General features: G+C 73.5%; 21 protein-coding genes and 1 tRNA gene. 18 read left to right on the top strand and 4 right to left on the bottom strand.

The genetic code is table 11. The features are described from left to right. Positions 1-26: 26 nt before the first annotated feature. Entirely contained in the window at positions 27-1,010 is a 984-nt protein-coding gene (locus ACTMSW_RS19380; RefSeq protein ID WP_441182025.1) for a TrmB family transcriptional regulator, read from the bottom strand. Between the two features lie 91 nt (positions 1,011-1,101). On the opposite strand from ACTMSW_RS19380, the gene recN reads away from it, so the two are divergent. The 9 genes from recN to ACTMSW_RS19335 all read left to right on the top strand — a co-directional run bounded on the left by recN (position 1,102) and on the right by ACTMSW_RS19335 (position 13,855). Next, positions 1,102-2,859 carry a DNA repair protein RecN gene (gene recN / locus ACTMSW_RS19375; protein ID WP_441182024.1) on the top strand — a complete coding sequence of 586 codons (1,758 nt, stop codon included), beginning with the start codon at positions 1,102-1,104 and terminating at the stop codon, positions 2,857-2,859. A 119-nt stretch (positions 2,860-2,978) separates the two neighbouring features. Then, a complete protein-coding gene (gene steA, locus ACTMSW_RS19370) occupies positions 2,979-4,157 on the top strand; it encodes a putative cytokinetic ring protein SteA (protein ID WP_441182023.1) in 1,179 nt (392 codons plus the stop codon). Positions 4,158-4,184: 27 nt separating this feature from the next. Then, entirely contained in the window at positions 4,185-5,126 is a 942-nt protein-coding gene (locus tag ACTMSW_RS19365; RefSeq protein ID WP_441182022.1) for a copper transporter, read from the top strand. Between the two features lie 62 nt (positions 5,127-5,188). After that, a complete protein-coding gene (locus ACTMSW_RS19360; RefSeq protein ID WP_441182021.1) occupies positions 5,189-6,055 on the top strand; it encodes a hypothetical protein in 867 nt (288 codons plus the stop codon). Between the two features lies 1 nt (position 6,056). Beyond that, the gene (gene murJ / locus ACTMSW_RS19355) at positions 6,057-7,760 is read left to right on the top strand and encodes a murein biosynthesis integral membrane protein MurJ (protein WP_441182042.1); all 1,704 of its coding nucleotides are present in this window, start codon (positions 6,057-6,059) and stop codon (positions 7,758-7,760) included. Further along, complete coding sequence (locus ACTMSW_RS19350; protein WP_441182020.1) at positions 7,757-8,923, top strand: glycosyltransferase family 4 protein; 1,167 nt, start codon at positions 7,757-7,759, stop codon at positions 8,921-8,923. The genes murJ and ACTMSW_RS19350 overlap by 4 nt, the downstream gene beginning before the upstream one ends. After that, positions 8,923-11,292: a hypothetical protein gene (locus ACTMSW_RS19345; protein ID WP_441182019.1), complete on the top strand. Its 2,370-nt coding sequence runs from the start codon at positions 8,923-8,925 to the stop codon at positions 11,290-11,292. The genes ACTMSW_RS19350 and ACTMSW_RS19345 overlap by 1 nt, the downstream gene beginning before the upstream one ends. Before the next feature lie 149 nt (positions 11,293-11,441). Next, a complete protein-coding gene (locus tag ACTMSW_RS19340) occupies positions 11,442-13,190 on the top strand; it encodes a CTP synthase (protein ID WP_441182018.1) in 1,749 nt (582 codons plus the stop codon). 86 nt (positions 13,191-13,276) lie between these two features. Continuing rightward, on the top strand, positions 13,277-13,855 hold the full coding sequence (locus ACTMSW_RS19335) for an NUDIX domain-containing protein (protein WP_441182041.1): 579 nt from the start codon (positions 13,277-13,279) through the stop codon (positions 13,853-13,855). Positions 13,856-13,926: 71 nt separating this feature from the next. On the opposite strand, the gene ACTMSW_RS19330 is transcribed toward ACTMSW_RS19335, so the two are convergent. Beyond that, positions 13,927-14,232 carry a TM2 domain-containing protein gene (locus ACTMSW_RS19330; protein WP_441182017.1) on the bottom strand — a complete coding sequence of 102 codons (306 nt, stop codon included), beginning with the start codon at positions 14,230-14,232 and terminating at the stop codon, positions 13,927-13,929. Positions 14,233-14,475: 243 nt separating this feature from the next. On the opposite strand from ACTMSW_RS19330, the gene ald reads away from it, so the two are divergent. The 9 genes from ald (at position 14,476) to ACTMSW_RS19285 (ending at position 22,856) form a co-directional block, all read left to right on the top strand. Then, positions 14,476-15,591, top strand: coding sequence for an alanine dehydrogenase (gene ald, locus ACTMSW_RS19325; protein ID WP_441182016.1), 1,116 nt, complete (start codon positions 14,476-14,478; stop codon positions 15,589-15,591). Positions 15,592-15,602: 11 nt separating this feature from the next. Further along, on the top strand, positions 15,603-16,595 hold the full coding sequence (locus tag ACTMSW_RS19320; protein WP_441182040.1) for a site-specific tyrosine recombinase XerD: 993 nt from the start codon (positions 15,603-15,605) through the stop codon (positions 16,593-16,595). 173 nt (positions 16,596-16,768) lie between these two features. Further along, the gene (locus tag ACTMSW_RS19315) at positions 16,769-17,692 is read left to right on the top strand and encodes a ParA family protein (RefSeq protein WP_334559639.1); all 924 of its coding nucleotides are present in this window, start codon (positions 16,769-16,771) and stop codon (positions 17,690-17,692) included. 41 nt (positions 17,693-17,733) lie between these two features. Then, positions 17,734-18,750, top strand: coding sequence for a segregation and condensation protein A (locus tag ACTMSW_RS19310; protein WP_441182015.1), 1,017 nt, complete (start codon positions 17,734-17,736; stop codon positions 18,748-18,750). 5 nt (positions 18,751-18,755) lie between these two features. Then, positions 18,756-19,610 (top strand): SMC-Scp complex subunit ScpB, encoded by an 855-nt coding sequence (gene scpB, locus ACTMSW_RS19305; RefSeq protein ID WP_441182039.1) that lies wholly within the window; start codon positions 18,756-18,758, stop codon positions 19,608-19,610. Beyond that, positions 19,597-20,367 carry a pseudouridine synthase gene (locus ACTMSW_RS19300; RefSeq protein WP_441182014.1) on the top strand — a complete coding sequence of 257 codons (771 nt, stop codon included), beginning with the start codon at positions 19,597-19,599 and terminating at the stop codon, positions 20,365-20,367. Before scpB ends, ACTMSW_RS19300 begins: the two co-directional genes overlap by 14 nt. A gap of 182 nt (positions 20,368-20,549) precedes the next feature. Further along, positions 20,550-21,230: a (d)CMP kinase gene (gene cmk, locus ACTMSW_RS19295; protein ID WP_441182013.1), complete on the top strand. Its 681-nt coding sequence runs from the start codon at positions 20,550-20,552 to the stop codon at positions 21,228-21,230. Further along, positions 21,227-22,630: a ribosome biogenesis GTPase Der gene (gene der / locus ACTMSW_RS19290; RefSeq protein WP_441182012.1), complete on the top strand. Its 1,404-nt coding sequence runs from the start codon at positions 21,227-21,229 to the stop codon at positions 22,628-22,630. Before cmk ends, der begins: the two co-directional genes overlap by 4 nt. Positions 22,631-22,782: 152 nt before the next feature. Further along, positions 22,783-22,856: transfer RNA gene (locus ACTMSW_RS19285), tRNA-Pro, on the top strand. A 114-nt stretch (positions 22,857-22,970) separates the two neighbouring features. Here ACTMSW_RS19285 and ACTMSW_RS19280 read toward each other — a convergent pair. Both ACTMSW_RS19280 and ACTMSW_RS19275 read right to left on the bottom strand, forming a co-directional pair. Beyond that, positions 22,971-24,182 (bottom strand): tyrosine-type recombinase/integrase, encoded by a 1,212-nt coding sequence (locus tag ACTMSW_RS19280; RefSeq protein WP_441182011.1) that lies wholly within the window; start codon positions 24,180-24,182, stop codon positions 22,971-22,973. Between the two features lie 3 nt (positions 24,183-24,185). Next, positions 24,186-24,395 (bottom strand): helix-turn-helix transcriptional regulator, encoded by a 210-nt coding sequence (locus tag ACTMSW_RS19275; protein WP_441182010.1) that lies wholly within the window; start codon positions 24,393-24,395, stop codon positions 24,186-24,188. Between the last annotated feature and the right edge of the window lie 492 nt (positions 24,396-24,887).

Below are 24,887 nucleotides of genomic sequence, written 5' to 3'. Positions count from 1 at the left end.
GCCGCCCCGCCCCCGTCGGTCCCGACTCAGATCCAGCCCCGCCGGGCGACCTGGAACGCCAGACCGGGCCGGGTGTCCACGCCGGCGAGCGCCATCAGGTCGGCGAGCCGCCGCTGCACGGTCCGCCGGCTCACCCCGAGCTGCGAGGCGATGGACTTGTCCGGCACGCCGGCCACGAAGAGCGACAGCAGCCGGGCCTCCTCGGCGTCCGGCCGGTACCCGTCCTCGTCCCGGTCGACCGGAGGGTCGGACGAGCGCAGCGGCGTCGCCATCAGCCAGTGGCTCTCGAAGAGGGCGAGCAACGCGTCCAGCAGCTGGCTGCGGCCGATCACCGCCGCGCTCGGTTCCCCGTCGCCCCGCTCCGGCACCAGCGGGCAGACCGCCGTCCGACCGTCCACGACGGCCAGCCGCACCGGCAGCCGGTCGAGGACGCGAGCCTCCTCGCCGGCGCGTACACCCTGCTCGACGTCCTCCAGCGCACCCGGTTCGAGGAGCATGTCGCGCTCGTAGATGGCCCGGTAGCGGACGCCGCGGGCCAGCGCGTCGAACTCCTCGACGTTCTCCTGACCGGGCATGGCCAGCGGGTTGGCCCGGCAGAACCAGAGGACCTCGGTCCGGGCGCCGTTCTGCAGGTCGCGCAGGCGCTCGCGCAGCGCCCGCCCGCCGGTGACGACCTCCACCAGATGGTCGGCGTCCTGCCGCCGCATCCCGGCCCGGAACTCCTCGGTGAGCTGGGTGACCGCCGCCCGCGCCGCCTCCAGGGCCTCCTGGCGGCGCAGCAGCGCCGCACCGAGCGGGACGTCGGGCGGCAGCGGCCGCAGCGGCGCGTCCGGCTCCGGCCCGGTCGGCAGCACCAGACCCTTGCCGCGCAGCGCGTCGAGGCGAGCCAGGATCTCCTCACGCGGGCTGCGCAGCCGCTCGGCCAACTCCTCGACGCGGGCCGTGGTGAGGTGCACCAGGCAGCGGTAGAGGTCCTGCTCACCGGGGGTCAAGCCGATCACGTCCAACACGGGGCAGAACTGTACGACGCCGTCGGCCGCGCGACGAGCCGGCCCGCGCCGGCTGGTCAACTGTCGGGGCCCGCGTCTACTGTCGGTTGCTGTGCTGGAAGAGCTGCGCATCACCGGACTGGGCGTCATCGAGGACACCACGCTGCCCCTGACCGGAGGCATGAACGTCATCACCGGCGAGACCGGTGCGGGCAAGACCATGGTGGTCACGGGCCTCGGCCTGCTCTTCGGCGGTCGGGCCGACGCCGGGCGGGTGCGCGCGCAGCCCGGGCGGGCGATGGTCGAGGGCCGGCTGCGGCTCGCCGGCCGGGTGGCCACCACGGTGCACGCGCGGATCACCGACGCCGGCGGCGAGCCCGACGACGACGGATCGCTGCTGCTGAGCCGCACCGTGACGGTGGAGGGCCGGTCCCGCGCGCACGTGGGCGGTCGGAGCATGCCGGTGTCGATGCTCGGCGAGGTCGGCGAGCAGGTCGTCGCCGTGCACGGGCAGTCCGACCAGCTGCGGCTGCTGCGCCCCGCGGAGCAGCGCGCGGCGCTGGACCGGTTCGCCGGCCCGGAGCACGAGAAGCTGCTCGACGCGCTGCGGGAGGCGTACACGCGCTGGCGCGCCGTCGTCGACGACCTGGCCGACCGACGGCGCAACGCCCGCGAGCGCAACCAGGAGGCCGACCTGCTGCGGCTCGGCCTGGACGAGATCACCCGGGTCGACCCGCTGCCCGGCGAGGACGACGAGCTGAAGACGGAGGCGCAGCGGCTGGAGCACGCCGAGGGCCTGCGCACCGCCGCGCAGCTCGCCCAGCACTGCGTCGCCGGCGGCGTGGAGGCCACCGACGAGACGCCGGACGCCACCACCCTGCTGGGTACCGCCCGCCGGACGCTGGAGGCGCAGGCCGGCACCGACCCGGCCCTCGGCGAGCTGGCCGTGCGGCTGGAGGAGGCGGCGACCCTGGTGGCGGACGTGTCCGCCGAGCTGTCCGCGTACCTGGCCGCGCTGGACGCCGACCCGGCCCGGTTGCAGACCGTGTACGAGCGGCGTGCCGCGCTGCGCGCGTTGACCCGCAAGTACGCCGACGACGTCGACGGTGTCATCGCCTGGGCCGAGCGGGCCCGCACTCGGCTGGCCGACCTGGACACCTCCGACGACCTGCTGGACGAGCTGGACCGGGAGGCGACGCGGCTGTCCGCCGAGGTGGCTGACCTCGCCGGCCGGGTGTCGACGTCCCGGCAGGAGGCGGCGCAGCGGTTCGCCGGGCAGGTCACCGAGGAGTTGGCGGGGCTGGCCATGCCGCACGCGCGGATCGAGGTGGCGGTGCTTCCCCGCCCGGCCGGCCGGTCCGAGCCCAGCCTGCCGGTCAACGGCAGCGAGGTCGGTGTCGGCCCGGACGGCGGCGACGAGGTGGAGCTGCGGCTGCTGGCCCACCCGGGCGCGCCGTCGCTGCCGCTGCAGCGCGGCGCCTCCGGCGGTGAGCTGTCCCGGGTGATGCTGGCCATCGAGGTGGTCTTCGCCGGGTCCGGTGGCCCACCCACGTTGGTCTTCGACGAGGTGGACGCCGGAGTCGGCGGGCAGGCGGCGGTGGAGATCGGCCGGCGGTTGGCCCGGTTGGCCCGCAGCCACCAGGTGCTCGTGGTCACCCACCTTCCCCAGGTGGCCGCGTTCGCCGACCGGCACCTGGTGGTGGCGAAGGACACCGGTGGCGCGGTGACCACCAGCGGCGTCCGCGTGGTGGAGGACACCGAGCGTGCCCGGGAACTCGCCCGGATGCTCGCCGGTTTGCCTGATTCCGATCTGGGTATCGCCCACGCCGAGGAGCTTCTGGCGGTGGCGGCACGTGAGAGGCGACCGTAGCGCGGGCCATTGTGAGAACAGGCACACCGGCCCGCGCCGTAGTGTGCTTCCCTGGGTAGGCGGCGCTGCCCAGGCATGTCGCGCCGGAGAAGCCTGCCTCACATGCCAGGATGGTCACGATGCGTATACCCACGTTGCGCCGGAACCGGGCCGCGGAACCGGGCCGGATAGTTGGCACCGCGCGCCTGGATCGCCGGACCAAACGCCTGGTCGGACGGCTTCGCCCCGGCGACATCGCGGTGATCGACCACGTCGACCTGGACCGTGTCGCCGCCGACTCGCTGGTAGCCGTCGGTGTCGGTGCGGTCCTCAACGCGAAGCCGTCGGTCTCCGGTCGCTACCCCAATCTCGGTCCCGAGGTGCTGATCGCCGCCGGCATCCCGCTGCTGGACGACCTGGGGGAGAGCATCTTCGACCAGGTCCGCGAGGGCGAGACCGTCCGGATCGAGGGCAACACGGTCTTCGTCGGTGACGTGCCGGTCGCCCACGGCAGCCTCCAGGACACCGAGACGGTGGCCAAGGCCATGGCCGACGCCCGGGAGGGACTGTCGGTCCAGCTGGAGGCGTTCGCCGCCAACACGATGGACTACCTCAGGCAGGAGCGTGACCTGCTCCTGGACGGCGTCGGGGTGCCGGACATCCAGACCCAGATCCAGGGCCGGCACTGCCTGATCGTGGTCCGGGGATACGACTACAAGGCCGACCTGGACGTGCTGCGCCCGTACATCCGGGAGTTCAAGCCGGTGCTGATCGGCGTCGACGGTGGTGCGGACGCCCTCGTCGAGGCGGGCTACACGCCGGACATGATCATCGGTGACATGGACTCGGTCACCGACGACGTGCTGCGCTGCGGCGCCGAGGTGATCGTGCACGCGTACCCGGACGGCCGCGCGCCGGGCCTGCCCCGGGTCAACGGGCTGGGCGTGCCGGCGATCACCTTCCCGGCCGCCGCCACCAGCGAGGACCTGGCCATGCTGCTGGCCGACGAGAAGGGCGCGTCGCTGCTGGTGGCGGTCGGCACGCACGCCACCCTGGTGGAGTTCCTGGACAAGGGGCGCGGCGGCATGGCCTCGACCTTCCTGACCCGGTTGAAGGTCGGCGGGAAGCTGGTCGACGCCAAGGGCGTCAGCCGGCTCTACCGGCAGAGCATCTCCGGCTCCTCCCTCCTGCTGCTCGTGCTCTCCGCCATCGCCGCGATGGCGTCGGCCGTGGCGGTCTCCACCGTCGGCAAGGCGTATCTGGGCGTGGTCTCCGAGTGGTGGAACAATTTCGTGTTCCAGCTGTCACAGCTCTTCTAGCGTGCGCCCGACCAAGAGGATTCTGGTGTGATCAACTTCCGGTACCACGTGGTGTCCCTGACCGCGGTCTTCCTGGCGCTGGCGATCGGCCTGGTCGTGGGCACAGCCGCGCTGAACGGTCCGGTGGCCGACTCGCTCAAGGAGAACGTCAACGGGTTGAGCAAGGCCAACCAGCAGATGCGCCAGCAGGTCAACAGCATGCAGGAGGAACTCGCCCGCGAGGAGGAGTTCGCCGCCGAGATCGCCGAGGTGGTGCTCCCCGGCAAGCTCGCCGGCAAGCGCGTGCTGGTGGCCAGCCTGCCGACCGGCCGGGGTCACACCGAGAACGTGGTGAAGATGCTCCAGCTCGCCGGCGCGGAGGTGACCGGGCGGATCGACCTGCAGGACAAGTTCATGGACCCGGACAACAGCAACAACCTGCTGGAACTGGCCGTCACCGCGGCCCGCCCGACCAGCGCGCCGACCGCCGACCTGCCCGGCAACGGGCACGGCGTGGAGACGTCCAGCGCCCTGCTGGCCAGCGTGCTGCTCGACCGGTCGCCGGGGGCGACGCCGGTCAGCGAGGCGGACCGGCGGGCCGTGCTGGCCGCGTACACCAACGCCAACTACCTGACCACCGAGGACAAGGTCACCGCGTCGGCCGAGGCCGTCGTCCTGGTCAGCGGGCAGCCGTACGTCGACCAGGACTCCGCCCGCAAGGACGAGTCGGTGGTCAAGGTCGCCGAGCAGTTCGACCGGACCGGCGCGATCGTGGTCGCCGGCAACGGCTCCGCCGACGGCAACCTGGTGGCCGTGGTGCGGGGCGACCCGGTCCTCGCGCAGTCGATCTCCACCGTCGACAACGCCAACACGGTCCAGGGTCAGTTGGTCACCAGCCTGGCGCTGGTGCAGCAGCTCACCGGGAAGAAGACCGGGCAGTACGGTGTCGGCGACAACGCCGCCTCGCTGCTGCCTAGACTGCCCCAGTGACCGATGCATCCACCCCGGTGTCCCATCGTCCGGATCGTCGAGGCTTGTCGGGAGGGGGCGGAGTGAGCCTGCTCGGTCGGCTCCTGGTCGCCGGTGCCGGCGCCGCCGCCGCCCGGTACGCGCTGCGTGAGATCCGCATCGCCCCGGTCGGCCCCGCTCTGGAGCGCACCAACTTCCGCGGCCGCACAGTGACCCTCGCTGCCGGTCCGGCGTTCGCCGCGGGCGCCGCGTCGGTCGCCGCGTTCGGCGCGCCGGGTGGGGCCTCGGGTGCCGCCGCCCTGGTCGCCGGGGTCGGCGCCGGCGCGGTCGGGCTCTACGACGACGTCGTCGGCATGCGGCCGGAGCAGAAGGCCGCGAAGGGCTTCGCCGGGCATCTCGCCGCGCTGCGGGAGGGCCGGGTCACCGCCGGCCTGGTGAAGGTCGCCGGGGTGGGTGCCGCCGGGCTCGCCGCCGCCGCGCTGCTCGCCGCCGATCCCACCGTCGCGGCCCACCGCCGCCGCCAGCGGCAGGGCCTCCTCGGGCGCGGCGTGGACGTCCTGCTCGGCGCCGGGGTGATCGCCGGCACCGCCAACCTGCTCAACCTGCTCGACCTGCGGCCCGGCCGGGCCCTCAAGTCGGGCCTCCTGCTCGGCGCCCCGCTGGCCACCGGCCCGCACGGCGGCATCGCCGCCGGCACGGTCGGCGCCGCGGCCGGCCTGCTCCCCGCCGACCTCGACGAGGACGTCATGCTCGGCGACAGCGGCGCCAACGCGCTCGGCGCCCTGCTCGGCGTGACCCTGGCCGCCCGGTCCGGCCCGTTGGGTCGCGCCGGGATCCTCGCCGTCCTCGCCGGGCTCACCGCCGCCAGCGAAAAGGTCAGCTTCACGGCGGTCATTCAGCGGACCCCGGGTCTGCGTGAACTCGACGCGCTGGGCCGTCGCGCCGACTGACGTGACGACCCCGGCACCCCTCGCCGGCACCGGCCGCGTCGCCGGAGCGGCCGCGCTCATCGCCGTCCTCACCGTGGTCGCCCGGCTCGCCGGCTTCGGCCGCACCGCCGTCTTCACCTGGACGCTCGCCCCCACCGACCTCGGCGGCACGTACGTGGTGGCGAACGCCGTGCCGAACATCATCTTCGAGATCGTGGCCGGTGGGGCCCTGGCCAGCCTCGTCGTACCGCTGCTGGCCGGGGCGGTCGCCGCCGGCGACCGGGCTACGGTGGCCCGCACCACCGGCGCGCTGCTCACCTGGAGCCTCGCCCTGCTGGTGCCCCTCGCGCTGGCGGTGGCCCTGCTGGCCGAGCCGCTGATCGGGCTGCTCGGGGAGGGCCTCACCGCCGCGCAGCAGGACAGCGGCGCGCGCATGCTGCGGGTCTTCGCCCCGCAGTTGCCGCTGTACGGGATCGGCATCGTGCTGACCGGGGTCCTCCAGGCGCACCGCCGGTTCGCCTGGCCGGTCATCGCGCCGCTGCTGTCCAGCCTCACCGTCGTCGCGGTGTACCTGGTCTTCACCCTCGCAGAAGGCGCCCGGGCGACGGTGGCCGAGGTCAGCCGGGGCGGCGAGCTGCTGCTGTCGGCGGGTACGACGGCGGGGGTGGTGGTCCTGTCCCTGTCGCTGCTGATCCCGTTCCGCCGGTTGCGGATCGTGCCGGCGGTCGGCTTCCGCTTCCCCGGTGACGCCCGCGCCCGGGTGGGTGGGCTGGCGGTCGCCGGTGCCGTGACGGTCACCGCGCAGCAGGTCGCGCTCGCGGTCAGCCTCAACCAGGTGAGCTACGGCGCGACCGCCGACCTGGGTGTGTTCAACCTCGCCCAGACGGTCTTCCTGCTGCCGTGGGCGGTGCTGGCGGTGCCGCTGGCGGTGGCCGCGTACCCGGCCCTGTCCGCGGCCTCGGCCGTCGGCGACGAGGAGGCGTACCGCGCGACCCTGGCCCCGACGGTCCGGGGCGTCCTGCTGTTCAGCTGTCTCGGCGCGGCGGCCCTGGTCGGCACGGCCGGGCCGGTCGGCCACCTCTTCTTCGACGGCGCCGCGGCCGACACGGCGGCCGGTGCCGTCGCCGGCTTCGCGCCGGGCCTGCTCGGGTACGCGCTCTTCGCCGTGTTGAGCCGGGCCCTCTACGCGCGGGGCGAGACGCGGTCGGCCACCCGCGCCATCGCGGTCGGCTTCCTCACGGTGCCGCCCGCGGTGCTGCTGCTGGGCGCCGCGCTACCGCTGCGTGACCGGGTGCCGGCGGTCGCCCTGGGCAACTCCGTCGGAATGCTGCTGCTCGGCGGGCTGCTGCTGGTCGCCGTACGCCGGGCCGCCGGGCCGGCCGCGCTCGCCGGGACCACCCGTGCCGGAGCCGCCGGGCTGCTCGGCGGCACGCTGGCGGCGCTCGCCGGCGGTACGGCCGCCCGGGCGCTCGCCACGGCCGGTGACGGCACCCCGACGACACTCGCGGCACTCGGTCAGGGCATGCTGTCCGGTGTCCTGGTCGGCGTCGTCTTCCTCGCCGTGGTGTGGGTGGTCGACCGGCCGGACGTACGATCGCTGCTCGCCGGAGTGCTCCGGCGCCTGAGCCGGACGGGCCGGCGCACCGGCGCCCGCGCCGACGGCGGAGCGCAGGAGGAGGGAACACCCCCGGAGCGGGGCGACGGGAAGGAGACGGTGTCCCGGTGACGGAACCCACGTCCACCACCGGCTGGCGCGGCACGGTGGCCCTGCTGCTCGCCTCCAGCACCGGCGGGGTCGGGCAGCACGTCCGCTCGCTGGCCGCCGGGCTCGCCGCCGCCGGCTCCACCGTGCTCGTGTGCGGCCCCGCCGCCACCCAGGAGCAGTTCGACTTCACCGGCGCCGGCGCCCGGTTCCAGCCGGTGGAGATCCCGGCCAGCCCCACCCCGGCCGACGCCCGCGCCGTCGCCGCGCTGCGCCGGGCCCTCACGACCCAACCCGTGGACGTGCTGCACAGCCACGGACTGCGCGCGGGGCTCGTCGCCGTCCTCGCCCGGCCGGCGGCTCCACTGGTGGTCACCTGGCACAACGCGGTGCTCGCCGGCGGGTTGCGCGGAGGCGCGTCCCGGTTGGCCGAACGGGTGGTGGCCCGTGGCTGCCGGGTGGCCCTCGGCGCCTCCGCCGACCTCGTGGAGCGCGCCTCCGGGTCGGGTGCCGCCGACGCCCGGCTCGCCCCGGTCGCCGCGCCGACGCTGCCCGCGCCGCGCCGCCGCCGCGCCGCCGTACGGGCCGAGTTCGGGGTCGCCCCGGACCAGCCGCTGATCCTGTCGGTCGGCCGCCTGCACCCGCAGAAGCGGTACGACGTGCTCGTCGACGCCGCCGCCCGGTGGCGTACCCGGACCCCGCCCCCCGCCGTGGTGATCGCCGGCAGCGGCCCGGCCTACCTGCCGCTGGCCGCCCGCGTCTCCGCCGCCCGGGCACCGGTGACCCTGCTCGGGCACCGCACCGACGTGGCGGACCTGCTCGCCGGAGCCGACCTGGCCGTGGTGACCAGCGACTGGGAGGCCCGGCAGCTCTTCGCGCAGGAGGCGATGCGGGCCGGCGTACCGCTGGTGGCCACCGCCGTCGGCGGTCTGCCCGACCTGGTCGGCGACGCCGCCGTGCTGGTGCCCCCGGGTGACGTGGACGCCGTCGACGAGGCCGTGCGGACCCTGCTCGACGACCCGGCCGGCCGGGCGGACCTGGCCCGGCGCGGTAGCGCCCGGGCGGGCACCTGGCCCACCGAGGCGGACACCGTGGCCCAGCTCACGGCGCTCTACGCGGAGCTGGCACCGGACGCCGCCGGGCCGGCAGCGCCGGGCGCGGACGCCCCGTCGACGGGACGCCGGTGATGCTGCGCCGACTCACCCCGCTCCTGCTGACCCTGGTCGTGGTGGTGCTCGGGGTGGTGGCGCTGGCCGCCCGACCCGACAGCGGCACCCCGGAGCGCTCCGCGGACTTCGTGGTGGTGGCCGGGGTGTCCGGGCTGCGCTGGGACGACGTCGACCCGCAGACCACGCCCACGCTGTGGCGGATGGCCTCCGAGGGCTCCATCGGCTCGCTGTCGGTGCGCTCGGCGCACCGGCCCACCTGTCCGGTCGACGGCTGGCTGACCCTGGGCGCGGGCAGTTTCGCCGCCTGGCCCGGTAACCGGCCGTCCGGCGGTTGCCCGCCCACCGACGTGGCGGTGGAACAGCCGGACGGCATCGGTGCGTACCTGCCGGACCAGGCGAGCGTCGTCCTGCACAACCAGGAACAGCTGCCCTGGGGCACGGTGCCGGGCGCGCTGTCGGAGTCGGTGCGCTGCTCGGTGGCCGTCGGGTCCGGCGGCGCGGTCGCGGCGGCCCGGCCCTTCGGACGGGTCGACCGGTACGCGCCCGCGCTGCCGGCCGATCCCGCGCCCCTGCTCGGCTCCTGCGTGCTCAGCATCGTCGACCTGGGCACGGTCGGCGGCGAGGACCCGGCGGCCCGCGCCGCCGCCGCCCGCGCCGCCGACGCCCAGCTCGCCCGGGTGCTCGCCGCCCGCCCACCCCGGTCCCTGGTACTCGTCGCCGGGGTGTCCGACACCGAGGCGCCCGCCCGGCTGCACGTCGCCGTCGCGGACGGGCCGGGCTGGGAACGCGGCTGGCTGACCTCACCGACCACCGGCCGGGAGGGCTACCTGCAACTGGTCGACCTCGCGCCGACCGCGCTCACCGCGCTGGGCCGGCCGCTGCCGGAGCGTCCCTTCCTCGGCCGGCCCGCCGAGTCCGTCGGTGGTCGGCCCGCCGACCTCGCGGCCGCGATCGCCGCCCCGGCCGACGCCGACCGGGAGGCCGCCGCCCAGCGCCGGATCGCCGGGTGGTTCTTCGCGGTACTCGCCGGCGCCCAGGTGCTGCTCGCGCTGGCGGCCCTGCCGATGCTGCGCCGGGCGCGCCGCCACGCCGGCCCGTACGGCCCCGAGCCGGTGTCCGGGCGGATCGTGGCGGTGGTGGAGCTGCTGCTGATCGCCGCGGCGCTGGCCGTTCCGGCGGCCCTCCTCGCCAACCTGGTGCCGTGGTGGCGCGGCGAGCATGCCGGGGTGTCGTTCGCCGGCACCACGATCGCGCTGGTGGTCGGGGCGACGGTGCTGGTACGCCTCGCACCCGGCTACGCGAGCACCCTCGGGCCGCTCGGCGCGGTCGCCGCCCTGGCCACGCTCACCGTGGGCGCGGACGTGCTCACCGGTGCCCGTCTCCAGCTCAACGGTGTCGCCGGCTACTCCGCCCTGGAGGGCGGGCGGTACGCGGGCCTGGGCACCGTCGGGCTCGGAGTGTTCGTCGCCGGCGCGCTGCTGACCGCGGGGTGGCTGGCCCAGCGGGTGCACAGGTCCTGGCGGCCGATGGTGATGGTGGCGGTCGGTGGGGCGGCCGTGGTGGTGGTCGGCAGCCCGTACCTCGGCGCCGATTCGATCGGGGCGATCGGGCTCACCGCCGGGGTGAGCGTCGCGGCGGCGATCAGCGCCGGTGGCTGGCTGACGGTCAGCCGGCTGGCCTGGGCGACGATGGCCGGGCTGGCGGTGACCATCGGCTTCGCGGTGCTGGACGTGCGCCGCCCACCCGTCGAGCGGGGCAGCCTCGGGCGGTTCCTGGCGGCGGTGGGTGACGGCACCGGTGGGCTCACCGTGCACCGCTCCGGCAGCGCGAACGTCGAGACGCTGGTGAACAGCCCGTTGACCGTGCTGGCCCTGGCCGGCGCGCTGCTGGTCTGGTTCGCCCTGCTCCAGCCCTGGGGTGGCCTGATGCGGCTGTTCGGCATCTACCCGGCGGTGCGGGCCGCGATGGCCGGTACGGCGGTCGCGGCGGGCCTCGGCGGGGTGCTGGGCGGCGCGGCGCTGGACGTCGCGGGGGCCTCCGCCGCGTTGGTGGTGCCGATGGCCGTGCTGGCCTCACTGCGGGTGCTCGGCCACTCCACCGACCGGACGCGGCCCGAGATGCCCCGCACCCGCGACGGCGGTGCGGCGGACGGTGGGCCGGGGCCGGGATCCACCGGACCGGGTGGCGACGGCCCCTCCGGACCGGGTGGCGACGGCCCGTCCGGACCGGGTGGTGATCGCCCGTCCGGCTCCGGTGGGAGCGTCCCGGACGGTCCCGCTCGGGACGGCGCGGGTGCCGCTCGCCCCGGCGGCGGGCCGGGCGACGGGGGAGCGGCGGACCGCGGCGGAGCGGTCGCCCGGGTATCGACCGAGGTCACGGCGAGCTGAGGCGGCGCGGGACGCCCGCGGACGTGCTCCGGGTGCCCCCGGTGGTGCGGCCCGACGAGGTGTTACCGTGGAATCCCGTGGATCGCGTGATCACTCTGCTGATCGCACGGCGGTCTGCACGACCGCGACGGACGACACGGGAGCAGGCCTTGGCCCCTTCAGCACGGACGACCAGGCACATTTTCGTCACCGGGGGCGTTGCCTCCTCGCTGGGTAAGGGCCTCACCGCCTCCAGCCTCGGGAACCTGCTCACCGCGCGCGGCCTGCGCGTGGTCATGCAGAAGCTCGACCCCTACCTCAACGTCGACCCCGGGACGATGAACCCGTTCCAGCACGGCGAGGTCTTCGTGACCGAGGACGGCGCCGAGACCGACCTCGACGTCGGGCACTACGAGCGGTTCCTCGACCGGGACCTGTCCGGCAAGGCCAATGTCACCACCGGCCAGATCTACTCCGAGGTGATCGCCAAGGAGCGGCGCGGCGAGTACCTGGGCGACACCGTCCAGGTCATCCCGCACATCACCAACGAGATCAAGTCCCGGATCCTCGGCATGGCCGACCCGGACGCCGACGGCCAGGTGCCGGACGTAGTGATCACCGAGGTCGGCGGCACCGTCGGCGACATCGAGTCGCTGCCGTTCCTGGAGGCCATCCGGCAGATCCGCCACGACCTGGGCCGGGACAACTGCTTCTACCTGCACGTCTCGCTGGTGCCGTACCTGGCGCCCTCGGGCGAGCTGAAGACGAAGCCGACCCAGCACTCGGTGGCGCAGCTGCGCAGCATCGGCATCCAGCCCGACGCGCTGGTGCTGCGCTGCGACCGGGACATCCCGGACAAGGTGAAGGAGAAGCTGTCCCTCTACTGCGACGTCGACCGCGAGGCGGTCACCGCCGCCCCGGACGCGCCGAGCATCTACGACATCCCCAAGGTGCTGCACCGCGAGGGCCTCGACGCGTACGTGGTGCGCCGCCTCGGCCTCTCCTTCCGGGACGTGGACTGGGCCAGCTGGGACGACCTGCTGGACCGGGTGCACCAGCCCCGGCACACCGTCACGGTCGCCCTGGTCGGCAAGTACGTCGACCTGCCCGACGCGTACCTGTCGGTCAGTGAGGCGATCCGGGCCGCGGGCTTCGGCCACCGGGCCCGGGTGCAGCTGCGCTGGGTGCCCAGCGACGACTGCGTCACCCCGGCCGGCGCGGCCGCCGCCCTGGCCGGCGTGGACGGCATCGTCATCCCCGGCGGCTTCGGCGTGCGCGGCATCGAGGGCAAGATCGGCACCGCCCGGTACGCCCGCGAGAACGGCATCCCGCTGCTCGGCCTCTGCCTCGGACTCCAGTGCATGACCATCGAGGTGGCCCGGCACCTGGGCGGCCTGGACGGCGCGAACTCGCTGGAGTTCGACGAGGAGGCCGTGCACCCGGTCATCGCCACGATGGCCGACCAGCAGGACATCGTCGCGGGTCGCGGCGACCTGGGGGGCACGATGCGGCTCGGTGCGTACCCGGCGACGCTCGCCGAGGGCTCGCTCGTCGCCGAGGCGTACGGCAGCACCGAGGTCAGCGAGCGGCACCGCCACCGGTACGAGGTCAACAACGCCTACCGTGACCAGCTCACCAAGGCCGGCCTGCACATCTCCGGCACCTCGCCGGACGGCCGGCTGGTCGAGTTCATCGAGCTGGACCGGGAGCTGCACCCGTTCTTCGTGGCCACCCAGGCCCACCCGGAGCTGAAGAGCCGGCCGACCCGACCGCACCCGCTGTTCGCGTCGTTCGTGAAGGCGGCCGTCGCGTACTCCGAGGCCGACCAGCTTCCAGTCGACCTCGACGCCGTCCCGACGGCGAAGAAGGCCGGCCGCAACGGCGCCGCGGCTGCGGCGAAGGCGGGTTCGACCTCGTGAGCGCGCCGGGCGAGCGAGCGTTAAGAGGGGACCCTTCCTCTACCGGAGGCGTTAACAGGGGGCCCTTCCTTGCACACCGGTACGAGCTGCGGTCCCGCACCGAGCGGTACCGGGGCAAGATCTTCGACGTGGTCAGCGACGAGGTGACCATGCCGGGCGGGGGCACCGCCGTGCGGGACCACGTCCGGCACGTCGGTGCGGTCGCCGTGGTCGCGATCGACGACGCCGGTCAGGTGGTGCTCATCCGCCAGTACCGGCATCCGGTCGGGCGGCACCTGTGGGAGCTGCCCGCGGGGCTGATGGACGTGACCGGCGAGGACCTGGCCGTCGCGGCGGCGCGGGAGCTGGCCGAGGAGGCCGACCTGACCGCCGGTCGGATGGACGTCCTGGTGGACCTGCACAGCTCGCCGGGGTTCAGCAACGAACTGGTCCGGGTCTTCCTGGCCCGGGACCTGGCGGACGTGCCGGCGGACGAGCGGCACGACCGCCACGAGGAGGAGGCCGACCTCCAGGTCGTGCGGATCGACCTGGACGAGGCGGTCGGCATGGTGCTCGCGGGCGAGGTCACCAACGCCTCGGCGGTGGCCGGGCTGCTCGCCGCCGCCCGGGCCCGCGACGCCGGGTGGTCGGTCCTGCGCCGGCCGGACGCGCCGCTGCCCCGCTGAGACCCCGGGACGGTACATGAGAAAGGGGCCGCGCGGTTCGCCGCGCGGCCCCTTTCCGGTCGATGGTCCGGTCAGTCGCGCAGCGGCCGGCCCTGCGCGTCGGTGCCGCCGTTGACCAGGATCAGGATCCCGTCGATGAGGCCCCAGAGGCCGCCGGCACCGCAGGTCACGAGGCTCACCACGAGCTGCAGGACGGCGATCTTGGTGTGGCCGGTGTAGAAGCGACCGGCACCGAAGGTGCCGAGCAGGATGCCGAGGATGCCCGCGACGATCTTGCTCTTGTCGGAGACGCCCGCCGGGTAACCCGGCTGGTACGGAGGAGTGGTCATGGGGCGACACACTAGTGATCCACTTACCGCCTGTCCCCGGCGTGACACGCCCGGTGGGACGATAATGGTCGAACACTGTCCTGTCGGCTGAGGCGGTCTCCACCGTCGGCCGGGGTGGCACCTGACAGTTCGTCAGGCCGGCCGAGCACCGGATGTCACTGTGCTGGCTCGCGGAGGCGCCAGGCGCGCCTAGACTGCCGCCGGCGGGACCGGTGGACCGTGGCGGCAACGGGGCCGTCGTGGCGCCGAGGCAGTCGGGGGTGAGCGGCCCCGAAGAGAGGTGTCTGCATCGTGAAGGTCGGAATCCCCCGCGAGGTCAAGAACCACGAGTACCGGGTGGCGATCACGCCGGCGGGCGTCAACGAGTTCGTCCGCGCCGGCCACCAGGTCTTCGTCGAGTCCGGTGCCGGTGTCGGCTCCAGCATCAGCGACGACGAGTTCGCCGCCGCCGGCGCCAAGATCCTGGCCACCGCCGACGACGTGTGGGACGCCGCCGAGCTGGTGCTCAAGGTCAAGGAGCCGATCGCCGAGGAGTACCACCGGATGCGCGAGGGGCAGGTGCTCTTCACCTACCTGCACCTGGCCGCCTCGAAGGCGTGCACCGACGCGCTGGTCGACCGGAAGGTCACCGGCATCGCGTACGAGACCGTCGAGCTGCCCGACCGGTCGTTGCCGCTGCTGGCCCCGATGTCCGAGGTGGCCGGTCGGCTCGCCCCGCAGGTCGGCGCGCACCACCTCCAGCGCCAGGGCGGCGGGCGCGGCATCCTCATGGGCGGCGTCTCCGGCGTGTACGCGGCGAAGACCGTCGTCATCGGCGCCGGTGTCTCCGGCATGAACGCCGCCGCCATCGCGCTGGGCCTGCAGGCCGAGGTGCTGCTGCTGGACAAGAACGTCGCCCGGCTGCGGCAGGCCGACGCCATCTACCGGGGCCACCTCCAGACCGTCGCCTCCAACGCGTACGAGGTCGAGCGGGCCGTCCTCGACGCGGACCTGGTCATCGGCGCGGTGCTGGTGCCCGGCGCGAAGGCCCCGACCCTGATCTCCAACGAGCTGGTGTCCCGGATGAAGCCGGGCAGCGTGCTGGTCGACATCTCCATCGACCAGGGCGGCTGCTTCGAGGACTCGCGGCCGACCACCCACGCCGACCCGACCTACCAGGTCCACGAGTCCATCTTCTACTGCGTGGCGAACATGCCCGGCGCGGTGCCGCACACCAGCACCTACGCGCTGACGAACGTCACCCTGCCGTACGCCCTGGAACTGGCCAACAACGGCTGGCGCGACGCGCTGCGCCGTGACCCGGCGCTGGCCCTGGGCCTGAACACCCACGACGGTCAGGTCGTCTACGGCCCGGTCGCCGAGGCGCACGGCATGGCCACGCTGCCCCTGGCCGAGGTCCTGGCCTGACCGGCGACAGCCTGACCACCACAGCGCGTCGGGCCGGCACGGGCGTGGAGCCCGCGCCGGCCCTTCGGCGTGCCGTCCGCGGCTACCTCGACCACCTCACCGTCGAGCGTGGACTGTCCACGAACACCCTCGCCTCGTACCGGCGGGACCTGGACCGCTACGTCACGACGCTGGCCGAGGCCGGCATCGCCGACCTCGCGTCGGTCGGTGCCGGCACGGTCGAGTCGCACCTCGCGCGACTGCGCGCCGGCGACGACGGGCATCCGCCCCGGGCCGCCGCCTCCGCCGCCCGCGCGGCCAGCGCCGTACGCGGGCTGCACCGCTTCGCGCTGCGCGAGGGCCTGGCCGGTGCCGACCCCAGCCGCGACGTCCGACCGCCCACGCCGCCGCGCCGACTGCCCCGGGCACTGCCGGTCGACGCCGTGGTCCGGCTGCTGGAGACCGCCGGCCCGGTGACCGCCACCGGCGACGGCGCGGCCCGTGCGCTACGCGACCGGGCGCTGCTGGAGTTCCTGTACGGCACCGGCGCGCGCATCTCCGAGGCGGTCGGCGCGGCCGTGGACGACCTGGACGTCGACGAGGGCGCCGCGCTGCTGCGGGGCAAGGGCGGGCGCACCCGCCTGGTGCCGATCGGCGGGTACGCGGTCGAGGCGCTGCGCGCGTACCTGGTGCGGGCGCGTCCGGTGCTCGCCGCCGGCGGCCGGGGCACCCCGGCGGTCTTCCTCAACGCCCGCGGCGGGCCGCTGTCCCGGCAGGGTGCCTGGACGATCCTGCGCCGGGCCGCTCAGGGCGCCGGGCTGCCGGTGGACGGACCGGAGGCGGTCTCCCCGCACACGTTGCGCCACTCGTACGCGACCCACCTTCTGGACGGCGGCGCGGACGTCCGGGTGGTGCAGGAACTGCTCGGGCACGCCTCGGTCACCACCACCCAGGTCTACACGCTGGTGACCGTGGAGCGGCTGCGCGAGGTGTACGCGACGGCCCATCCCCGGGCCCGGGGCTGAGGCCGGCCGCCGACACGCCGCACGGGTGCCGAACGGCCTGCTGGACGGTGGCGTACAGTCGGGATCGGCGCGGACCTGGCGGGGCGACGCGGACCCAGGGTGCGCGGCGGCGCCGCGAAGGGACGTCGGTCGACTCCGACGCCGGGTGGTCGTCGGGAGGGGGCAACGAGGACATGGCGGGCAACGGTGACCGTGCCGAGACCTGGACGTCGGAGCTCCGCGAGCAGCAGGCCACGCTCGGGGCGGACCTCGGTCCGGCGGACCCGGCGGCCTACACGATGCGCAAGCCGATCCCCGAGCCGATGCCGACCGACCGGCACGGCCCGGCCCGGATCATCGCGATGGCCAACCAGAAGGGCGGGGTGGGCAAGACCACCACGACCATCAACCTGGGCGCCGCCCTCGCCGAGTACGGCCGTAAGGTGCTGCTGGTCGACTTCGACCCGCAGGGCGCGCTCTCGGTCGGCCTGGGCGTCAATCCGCACAACCTCGACCTGTCGGTCTACAACCTGCTGATGCAGGACGACGTCACCGCCGAGGACGTCCTCATCAAGACCGACGTGGCGGGCCTGCACCTGCTCCCGGCCAACATCGACCTGTCGGCGGCCGAGATACAGCTCGTCAACGAGGTCGCCCGGGAGATGGCCCTGGCCCGGGTGCTGCGCAGCGTCCGCAAGGAGTACGACTACATCCTGATCGACTGCCAGCCCTCGCTGGGCCTGCTGGCGATCAACGCGCTGACCGTCGCGCACGGCGTGCTCATCCCGCTGGAGTGCGAGTTCTTCTCGCTGCGCGGTGTGGCGCTGCTGCTGGACACCATCGACAAGGTCCGCGAGCGGCTCAACTTCGACCTGGAGCTGGAAGGCATCCTGGCGACCATGTACGACAGCCGCACCACCCACTGCCGGCAGGTCCTTCAGCGGGTCGTGGAGGCGTTCGGCGACAAGGTCTACCAGACGGTGATCACCAAGACGGTGAAGTTCCCGGAGTCCACCGTCGCCGGCGCCCCGATCACCACGCTCGACCCGGCGTCGTCCGGGGCCCGCAACTACCGGCAGCTGGCCCGCGAGGTGATCGCCGCGCAGTCCGAGCGGTAGCCGGAACGCCGGGTGTCCGCAGCGTGGACTACGGTTCTCCGGTGACCGCGCCACCCCTCGACCCGACCGCTCCGCCCCGGGCCGCCGACCCGGCCGTGGCGGCGGAGCTGGCCGCCGAGGTCGACGACGTGGTGCCGGCCAGCACGGACGACGCGGCCGCGACGAGCGGCTTCACCGTACGGCTGGCGAACTTCACCGGCCCCTTCGACCTGCTGCTGCAACTGATCAGCAAGCACAAGCTGGACGTCACCGAGGTGGCGCTGCACAAGGTCACCGACGAGTTCATCGCCTACATCCGGGCGATGGGCGACCAGTGGGACCTGGACGAGACGAGCGAGTTCCTGCTGATCGCCGCGACCCTGCTCGACCTGAAGGCGGCCCGGCTGCTGCCTGCCGCCGAGGTCGAGGACGAGGAGGACCTCGCCCTGCTGGAAGCCCGGGACCTGCTGTTCGCCCGGCTGTTGCAGTACAAGGCGTACAAGGAGGCGGCGGCGCACATCGCGGCCCTGGAGGAGGTCGGTGGGCGGCGCTACCCGCGCGCGGTCACCCTGGAGCCCAGGTACGCCGAGGCCCTGCCCGACCTGGTCCTCGGCATCGGCCCGGAGCGGCTGCTGAAACTCGCGATCAGGGCCATGACGCCGAAGCCGGTGCCCGAGGTGTCCATCGCGCACGTGCACATGGTCCGGGTCAGCGTCCGGGAGCACGCGGCGATCCTCACCGAACGACTCCGCCGCGCCGGCACCGCCGCGTTCTCGCTGCTCTGCGCCGACTGCGAGATCACCCTGGAGGTGGTGGCCCGCTTCCTGGCGCTGCTGGAGCTGTACCGCGAGGGCCTGGTGGCCTTCGTGCAGGAGCAGGCCCTGGAGGAGCTGACCGTACGCTGGACCGGCCCCGCCGACGGCGGCCCCGACCTGCACATCGACGAGTACGCCGGCAGCCCCGAGCCACCGGAGGACGGCGTGGCCGAGGCGGCGCCCGCCGACGTGGCCGAGCCGGGTGACGCGGCCCAGCCGGACGGCGTGGCCGAGCCGGAGCGCACGGCAAGGACCGAGGAGTGAGCGCGATGAACGACGAGGAGCGCCGGGACTCCCTGGCCGACCAGGCCGCCGCCTGGGTCCCGCCCTGGGACCGCCCCCGCCCCCCTGCGCCCACCGAGGCCGCCCCGGCGGACACCGGATCGGATCTTGGTACCGAAGCGCCCCTGGAGGGGCCGGAACGTACCAAGATCGGCGCGCCGGCTGACGCGGCGCCGGCTGACGCGGCGCCGGCTGACGCGGCGCCGGCGGGGGAGGGGGAGGCTGCGGGCGTACCGGAGAGGGCGCCTCGACCTCGACGGCGGGCGACGGTCGTGCCGGAGCCGGCGCCGCAGCTCGACGACGCGGAGCTGCGCGGCGCGCTGGAGGCGATCCTGCTGGTGGTGGACGAGCCGGTGAGCGAACTCGTCCTCGCCCAGGTGCTCGAGCAACCGGCCGAGCGGGTCGGGCCGGTGCTGGACGAGATCGCCGCCGGGTACACCGCCGCCGGGCACGGTTTCGAGCTGCGTCGGGCCGCCGGTGGCTGGCGTCTCTACACCCGGCCGGAATACGCGACGTACGTGGAGCGGTTCGTACTGGACGGGCAGTCGGTCCGGCTGACCCAGGCCGCGCTGGAAACCCTGGCCGTGGTCGCCTACCGGCAGCCGGTCACCCGATCCCGGGTCTCCGCCATCCGCGGTGTCAACTGCGACGGCGTGATCCGTACGCTGGTGTCCCGAGGCCTGATCGAGGAGTGCGGCACCGAATCCGACAGCGGTGCCTTCCTCTACCGGACCACCACGATGTTCCTGGAGAAGCTCGGGCTGAACAGCGTCGACGATCTCCCGCCGCTGGCCCCGTTCCTCCCCGACGATGTAGAAGAGCTTGCCGATGCCACGCGATGACCGCGCCCCGAAGTCCGACGCCCCCGTCCACACCGGCACCGAACGCCTGCAGAAGGTGCTCGCCGCCGCCGGCGTGGGCTCCCGACGTGCCTGCGAGGACCTGATCTTCCGCCGCCGCGTCACCGTCAACGGGCGGGTGGCGCAGCTCGGAGACAAGGTCGACCCGGCCACCGCCGTCATCCACGTCGACGGCGAGCGCCTCCAGGCCGACAACCGCCTGGTGTACGTGGCGATGAACAAGCCGCGCGGGGTGGTCACCACCATGTCGGACGACAAGGGGCGCAACGAACTCGCCGAGTTCATCGGCAACCGGGTGGAGCAGCGCGTCTACCACGTGGGCCGGCTCGACGCGGACAGCGAGGGCCTGCTGCTGCTCACCAACGACGGCAATCTCGCCCACAAGCTCACACACCCGTCGTACGAGGTGCTGAAGACCTACCTCGCAGAGGTGGCCGGGCCGATCCCGCGCAACCTGGGCAAGCGGCTGATGGCCGGCGTGGAGCTGGAGGACGGCCCGGTGCGGGTGCACTCGTTCAAGGTGGTGGACACCCTGGGCAAGACCGCCCAGGTGGAGCTGACCCTGCACGAGGGGCGCAAGCACATCGTCCGGCGACTGCTGGCCGAGGTGGGGCACCCGGTGAGCCGACTGATCCGTACGTCCATCGGGCCGATCAAGCTCGGTGACCTGCGTACCGGTCGGATCCGGCGACTGACCAACGCGGAGGTCGCCGGCCTGTACAAGGCCGTGGGCGAGTGACTGACGGCGGCCTGCCGGGGTACGGCTGCCGGTAGGCTCCGTGCCGCCCGGCGACGGGTGGCGGGCGTCGCCCTGCGCGACGGCGCGTGAGGACCCGGCGTGGCGCCGGGCATGATGGAGAACGTGTGGTTACCGCTCGCGGGACAGGATGTTCCGTGAGGTACGGGCTGAGGAGGACGACGGTGGAGGAAAACGAACGGATCGGGCGCTGTGTGGTCGCTGTGGACGGGCCGTCCGGTTCGGGTAAGTCCACCGTCTCCCGGCGGCTCGCCGTCGGGCTCGGTGCCCGCTACCTGGACACCGGCGCGATGTACCGGGCGATCACCTGGGCGGCGCTGCGCTCCGGCATCGACCTGGCCGACGCCGAGTCGGTGGCCAAGGTCGCCGGCGAGGTGGACCTGCGCATCGGCACCGACCCCCAGGGGTACGGCGTGACCGTCGACGGCGTCACCGTCGACGCGGACATCCGCGGGCCCGAGGTGACCGGCGCGGTGTCCGCCGTGGCCGCCGTGCCGGCGGTCCGCGCGCTCCTGGTCGCCCGGCAGCGGGAGATGATCGCCCACGCGGTCCGGATCGTCGTCGAGGGCCGGGACATCGGCTCGGTCGTGGCGCCGGACGCGAACCTGAAGGTCTTCCTGACCGCCTCCGAGGCCGCGCGCGCCGCCCGGCGCAGCGCCGAGGACGCCGCGGACGTCGCGGTGACCGCCGCCGACCTGGCCCGCCGGGACCTGCTCGACTCGACGCGCAAGGCCGACCCGCTCACCCAGGTCGACGACGCGGTCGTGCTGGACACCACCGAGCTGGGCATCGACGAGGTCGTCGCACGCCTGCACGCACTACTGACCGAGCGAGGTGTGGCATGAGCGATGTCGGTGGATGGGTGGAACTGCGCGAGCCGGACGTCGAGACCGAGGAGCAGACCGGCCCGCAGCCCGTGGTGGCCGTGGTCGGCCGCCCCAACGTGGGCAAGTCGACGCTGGTGAACCGCCTCATCGGTCGCCGGCAGGCGGTCGTCGAGGACGTCCCCGGCGTGACCCGGGACCGGGTGCCGTACGACGCGCAGTGGAACGGCCGGCAGTTCACCGTGGTGGACACCGGCGGGTGGGAGCCCGACGCCAAGGACCGGGCGGCGGCGATCGCCGCACAGGCCGAGGCGGCGATCGGCACCGCCGACGTGGTGCTCTTCGTGGTCGACGCCATGGTCGGTTCCACCGACGTGGACGAGGCCGCGGTGAAGATGCTGCGCCGCAGCGCCAAGCCGGTGCTCCTGGTGGCGAACAAGGCGGACAACACCTCCATCGAGATGGAGGCGACCTCACTCTGGTCGCTGGGTCTCGGGGAGCCGATGCCGGTCTCCGCCCTGCACGGACGGGGGTCCGGCGAACTGCTCGACGCCATCCTCGACGCGATGCCCGAGGCACCGAAGATCGTGGAGAACCGGCCGCGCGGGCCGCGGCGGGTGGCCCTGGTCGGGCGGCCCAACGTCGGCAAGTCCAGCCTGCTCAACCGGTTCTCCGGCGAGGAGCGGGCGGTGGTCGACTCGGTCGCCGGCACCACCGTCGACCCGGTGGACAGCCTCGTCCAGATCGGTGGCGAGACGTGGCAGCTGGTGGACACCGCCGGCCTGCGCAAGCGGGTGGGCAAGGCCAGCGGCACCGAGTACTACGCCAGCCTGCGCACCGCCGCGGCCATCGAGGCGGCCGAGGTGGCCGTCGTGCTGCTCGACGCCAGCGAGGTCATCAGCGAGCAGGACCAGCGGATCCTGTCCATGGTCACCGAGACCGGCCGGGCACTCGTCATCGCCTTCAACAAGTGGGACCTGGTCGACACCGACCGGCGCTACTACCTGGACAAGGAGATCGAGCGGGAACTCCGCCGCATCCCGTGGGCGATCCGGCTCAACCTGTCGGCCATGACCGGCCGCGCGGTGGACAAGCTCGCCCCGGCGCTGCGCAAGGCCCTGGCGAGCTGGGAGACGCGTATCCCGACCGCCCAGCTCAACTCGTGGCTGACCGCCCTGGTGCAGGCCACCCCGCACCCGGTGCGCGGTGGACGGGCGCCGAAGATCCTCTTCGCCACCCAGGCGGGCGTGGCGCCGCCGCGCTTCGTGCTGTTCACCACCGCCCCGCTGGACCCCGGCTACCAGCGCTTCGTCGAGCGCAAGCTCCGCGAGGAGTTCGGCTTCGAGGGCAGCCCGATCGAGATCTCCGTACGCCCGCGCAAGAAGCTCGGCCCCGGCGGCCGGGGCAAGGTACACGGCTGACCGCTCGTCCGGATCCGCCCCGTCACCCACCCTCCTAGGACGCTTGAGGGGTCGTGGCGGGGCGCTCCGGAACGGGAGGGGCGGGTGCGGACTGTCGGAAGATCCTGCGCTAAGCTGTACCGGCTGTCGCGGGGGAAATCGCGCGAGGGCATCGGGACGTGGCGCAGCTTGGTAGCGCACTTGACTGGGGGTCAAGGGGTCGTCGGTTCGAATCCGGCCGTCCCGACAAAGAAAAAGCCCTGACCAGCGAGAATGCTGGTCAGGGCTTTGGTTTTCTTCTATGAAGTTTTGAACCTCCCCCGAAAAACCCCCCACTTACGGGGTGCGGCAACCCGGTTAGTCATCGGTGTGCATCGTTGCGTGCTGTTCGTGGTTGTGGTTGGTTTCGGTTGGTGCCGAGCCGTTCGAGGATGCCGGACACGTCTGGGGCCTGTACCGGCTTGGCGATGTAGTAGGTCTCGGTGATCTCCTCGCTGGAGTGGCCGAGCTGTGCCGCGGCGCTCTTGGTGTCGGTCTCCTCCTTGATCAGGGTGGCCACGGTCTTGCGGAAGGTGTGGGGAGTGACCCAGTCGAGGTCGGCGTCGGCACGAGCCTGGCGCCACTGGCGGCGCACGTTGTTGGGCGACAGCCAGGTGCCGCGTCGGGAGGCGAAGATCGCGTCATGCGGGTTCTCGGCCGCCCCGAGCTTGCGGGCCAGGAGCATGCCGACCGCGAACCGCGGCAGGACGACCATCCGATAGCCGGCGTCACTTTTGGTCCAGGGTTGTCGGAAGATGCCCTGGCCTTTGACGAAGACGAGGGTGCCGCAGATCGTCAGGGTGGGTCGTTCGGCGGCGAGATCCAGGTCTTCCCACCGCAGGGCGAGGATCTCGCCGATGCGGGCGCCGGTGGCGAGCATGAGGTCGACGACGTCGGCCAGGTCGCCGGTGTGTCGAGGCCCCGGCTTGCCGGGGACCGGTTCCTGCCATTCGCGGATGGCCGTGCGGACAGCGTGGAGGTGCTCGTCGGTGAGGGCGACTACTGTCCGGCGGGGTTTGCGTAGCCGGCCGGTGTCGCGTACGGGGTTGGTCGGGATCGCGCCGTGGCGTACGGCCAGCGCGAACATCTGGCCGAGGACGACCTTTACTCCCTTGGCCGTTGACGGGCGATCCTTGGCGATGTCGCGTAGGAGCCGGTCGAGACGGCCGACGCTGGCTTCTCGGATCCGGAGGTTGCCCAGGGCAGGCACGATCGCGGTGCGCACGCTGGTCTCGTATCGGTGGATGGTCTGTGGTGCGATCCGTTCCTCGGCAGTGACTTCTTCGACCCACAGCTCGGCGAGTCTGCCGATGCGGGTTTCGCGGGCGATTTCGTCGTTGTTGGGTGTGGCGCGGTCGCGGAGCTTGACCTTAAGAGCCCGTTCGGCGGCCGGACCGGTGGTGTCGGTGGCCTCGATGTCACGGGTCTTGCCGTCGTAGTCGCGGAACCGGGCGCGTGCCCGGAACCGGTTGGGTCCTAGTTTCGCGGTGCGGATCTTGCCCCAGGTGCCGACGGGGAGTTCAGGTCGGGCCACGGCTCACCGCTCCGCGTCGGTGTGGTCGTCGAGCCAGCGTTCGACCTCACTGCGGCGGTAGCGCAGCGTGTTGCCGACCCGGATGGCGCGGGGCCCTTTGCCGCGGCTGTGCCAGGCGTAGAGCGTGTTCTTCGGCTTGCCCAGCCAGGCAGCGAGTTCATCGATGGTCAGTAGTGGGTCTGGCCGCCATTCGCGGGCGGCGGGGCTGTTCATCGCCGGTCCAGGGTGTTGGCCGAACGGGGGTGCCGGCGTGGTGTGACGCGGCCGGCAAATCGCCGGTTGACGCCGACGCCTGACGGTACGAATTCGGGGCCTAGGCGGGGATGGGGTGCGCATGGATCCGGCTTCCTCTCGGGGTCACAGCGCCGCTGTAACCGGTTGTTGCTGCTGCAGTCGCTGCGATGCACGGTCGCGGTATTTGTCACTTGTGGACGTCCATCCACCCGTTGCGGCCGCCAGGTGTCAAGCCTGCTTGCCGTAGCGGTGGTTGCGGTGCGCTGCCGGCTCCGTGGAGCCTTTGAGCAGGGATTCTCGTTCTGGTCCTTCAGACCGTTGGCCCGTGGACGAGGGCGACTCGGCGAGCCGTTTCTCGACGGTGGCGAAACGGCGCGTGCACCCGTACGGGGCTCGGGCGCGCAGGAGCGTGTCGCCCAGGCGGGGGTACTCATTCGTCTCGTCAGGACGATGAGGATCGGAAAGTCCTGG

Origin of the sequence: Micromonospora sp. BQ11 (genome assembly GCF_052068135.1) — a bacterium.
Classification (GTDB): domain Bacteria; phylum Actinomycetota; class Actinomycetes; order Mycobacteriales; family Micromonosporaceae; genus Micromonospora.
Note: the sequence above shows the minus strand (reverse complement) of the source record. Positions and strands in the feature narration are given on the sequence as shown.

What these genes read in the sequence shown, in the direction of transcription:
- steA (WP_441182023.1), top strand. Translation starts at nt 2,979, where the DNA reads ATGCGTATACCCACGTTGCGCCGGAACCGGGCCGCGGAACCGGGCCGG.
- ACTMSW_RS19345 (WP_441182019.1), top strand. Translation starts at nt 8,923, where the DNA reads ATGCTGCGCCGACTCACCCCGCTCCTGCTGACCCTGGTCGTGGTGGTG.
- ACTMSW_RS19315 (WP_334559639.1), top strand. Translation starts at nt 16,769, where the DNA reads ATGGCGGGCAACGGTGACCGTGCCGAGACCTGGACGTCGGAGCTCCGC.
- scpB (WP_441182039.1), top strand. Translation starts at nt 18,756, where the DNA reads ATGAACGACGAGGAGCGCCGGGACTCCCTGGCCGACCAGGCCGCCGCC.
- ACTMSW_RS19300 (WP_441182014.1), top strand. Translation starts at nt 19,597, where the DNA reads ATGCCACGCGATGACCGCGCCCCGAAGTCCGACGCCCCCGTCCACACC.
- der (WP_441182012.1), top strand. Translation starts at nt 21,227, where the DNA reads ATGAGCGATGTCGGTGGATGGGTGGAACTGCGCGAGCCGGACGTCGAG.
- ACTMSW_RS19275 (WP_441182010.1), bottom strand. Translation starts at nt 24,395, where the DNA reads ATGAACAGCCCCGCCGCCCGCGAATGGCGGCCAGACCCACTACTGACC.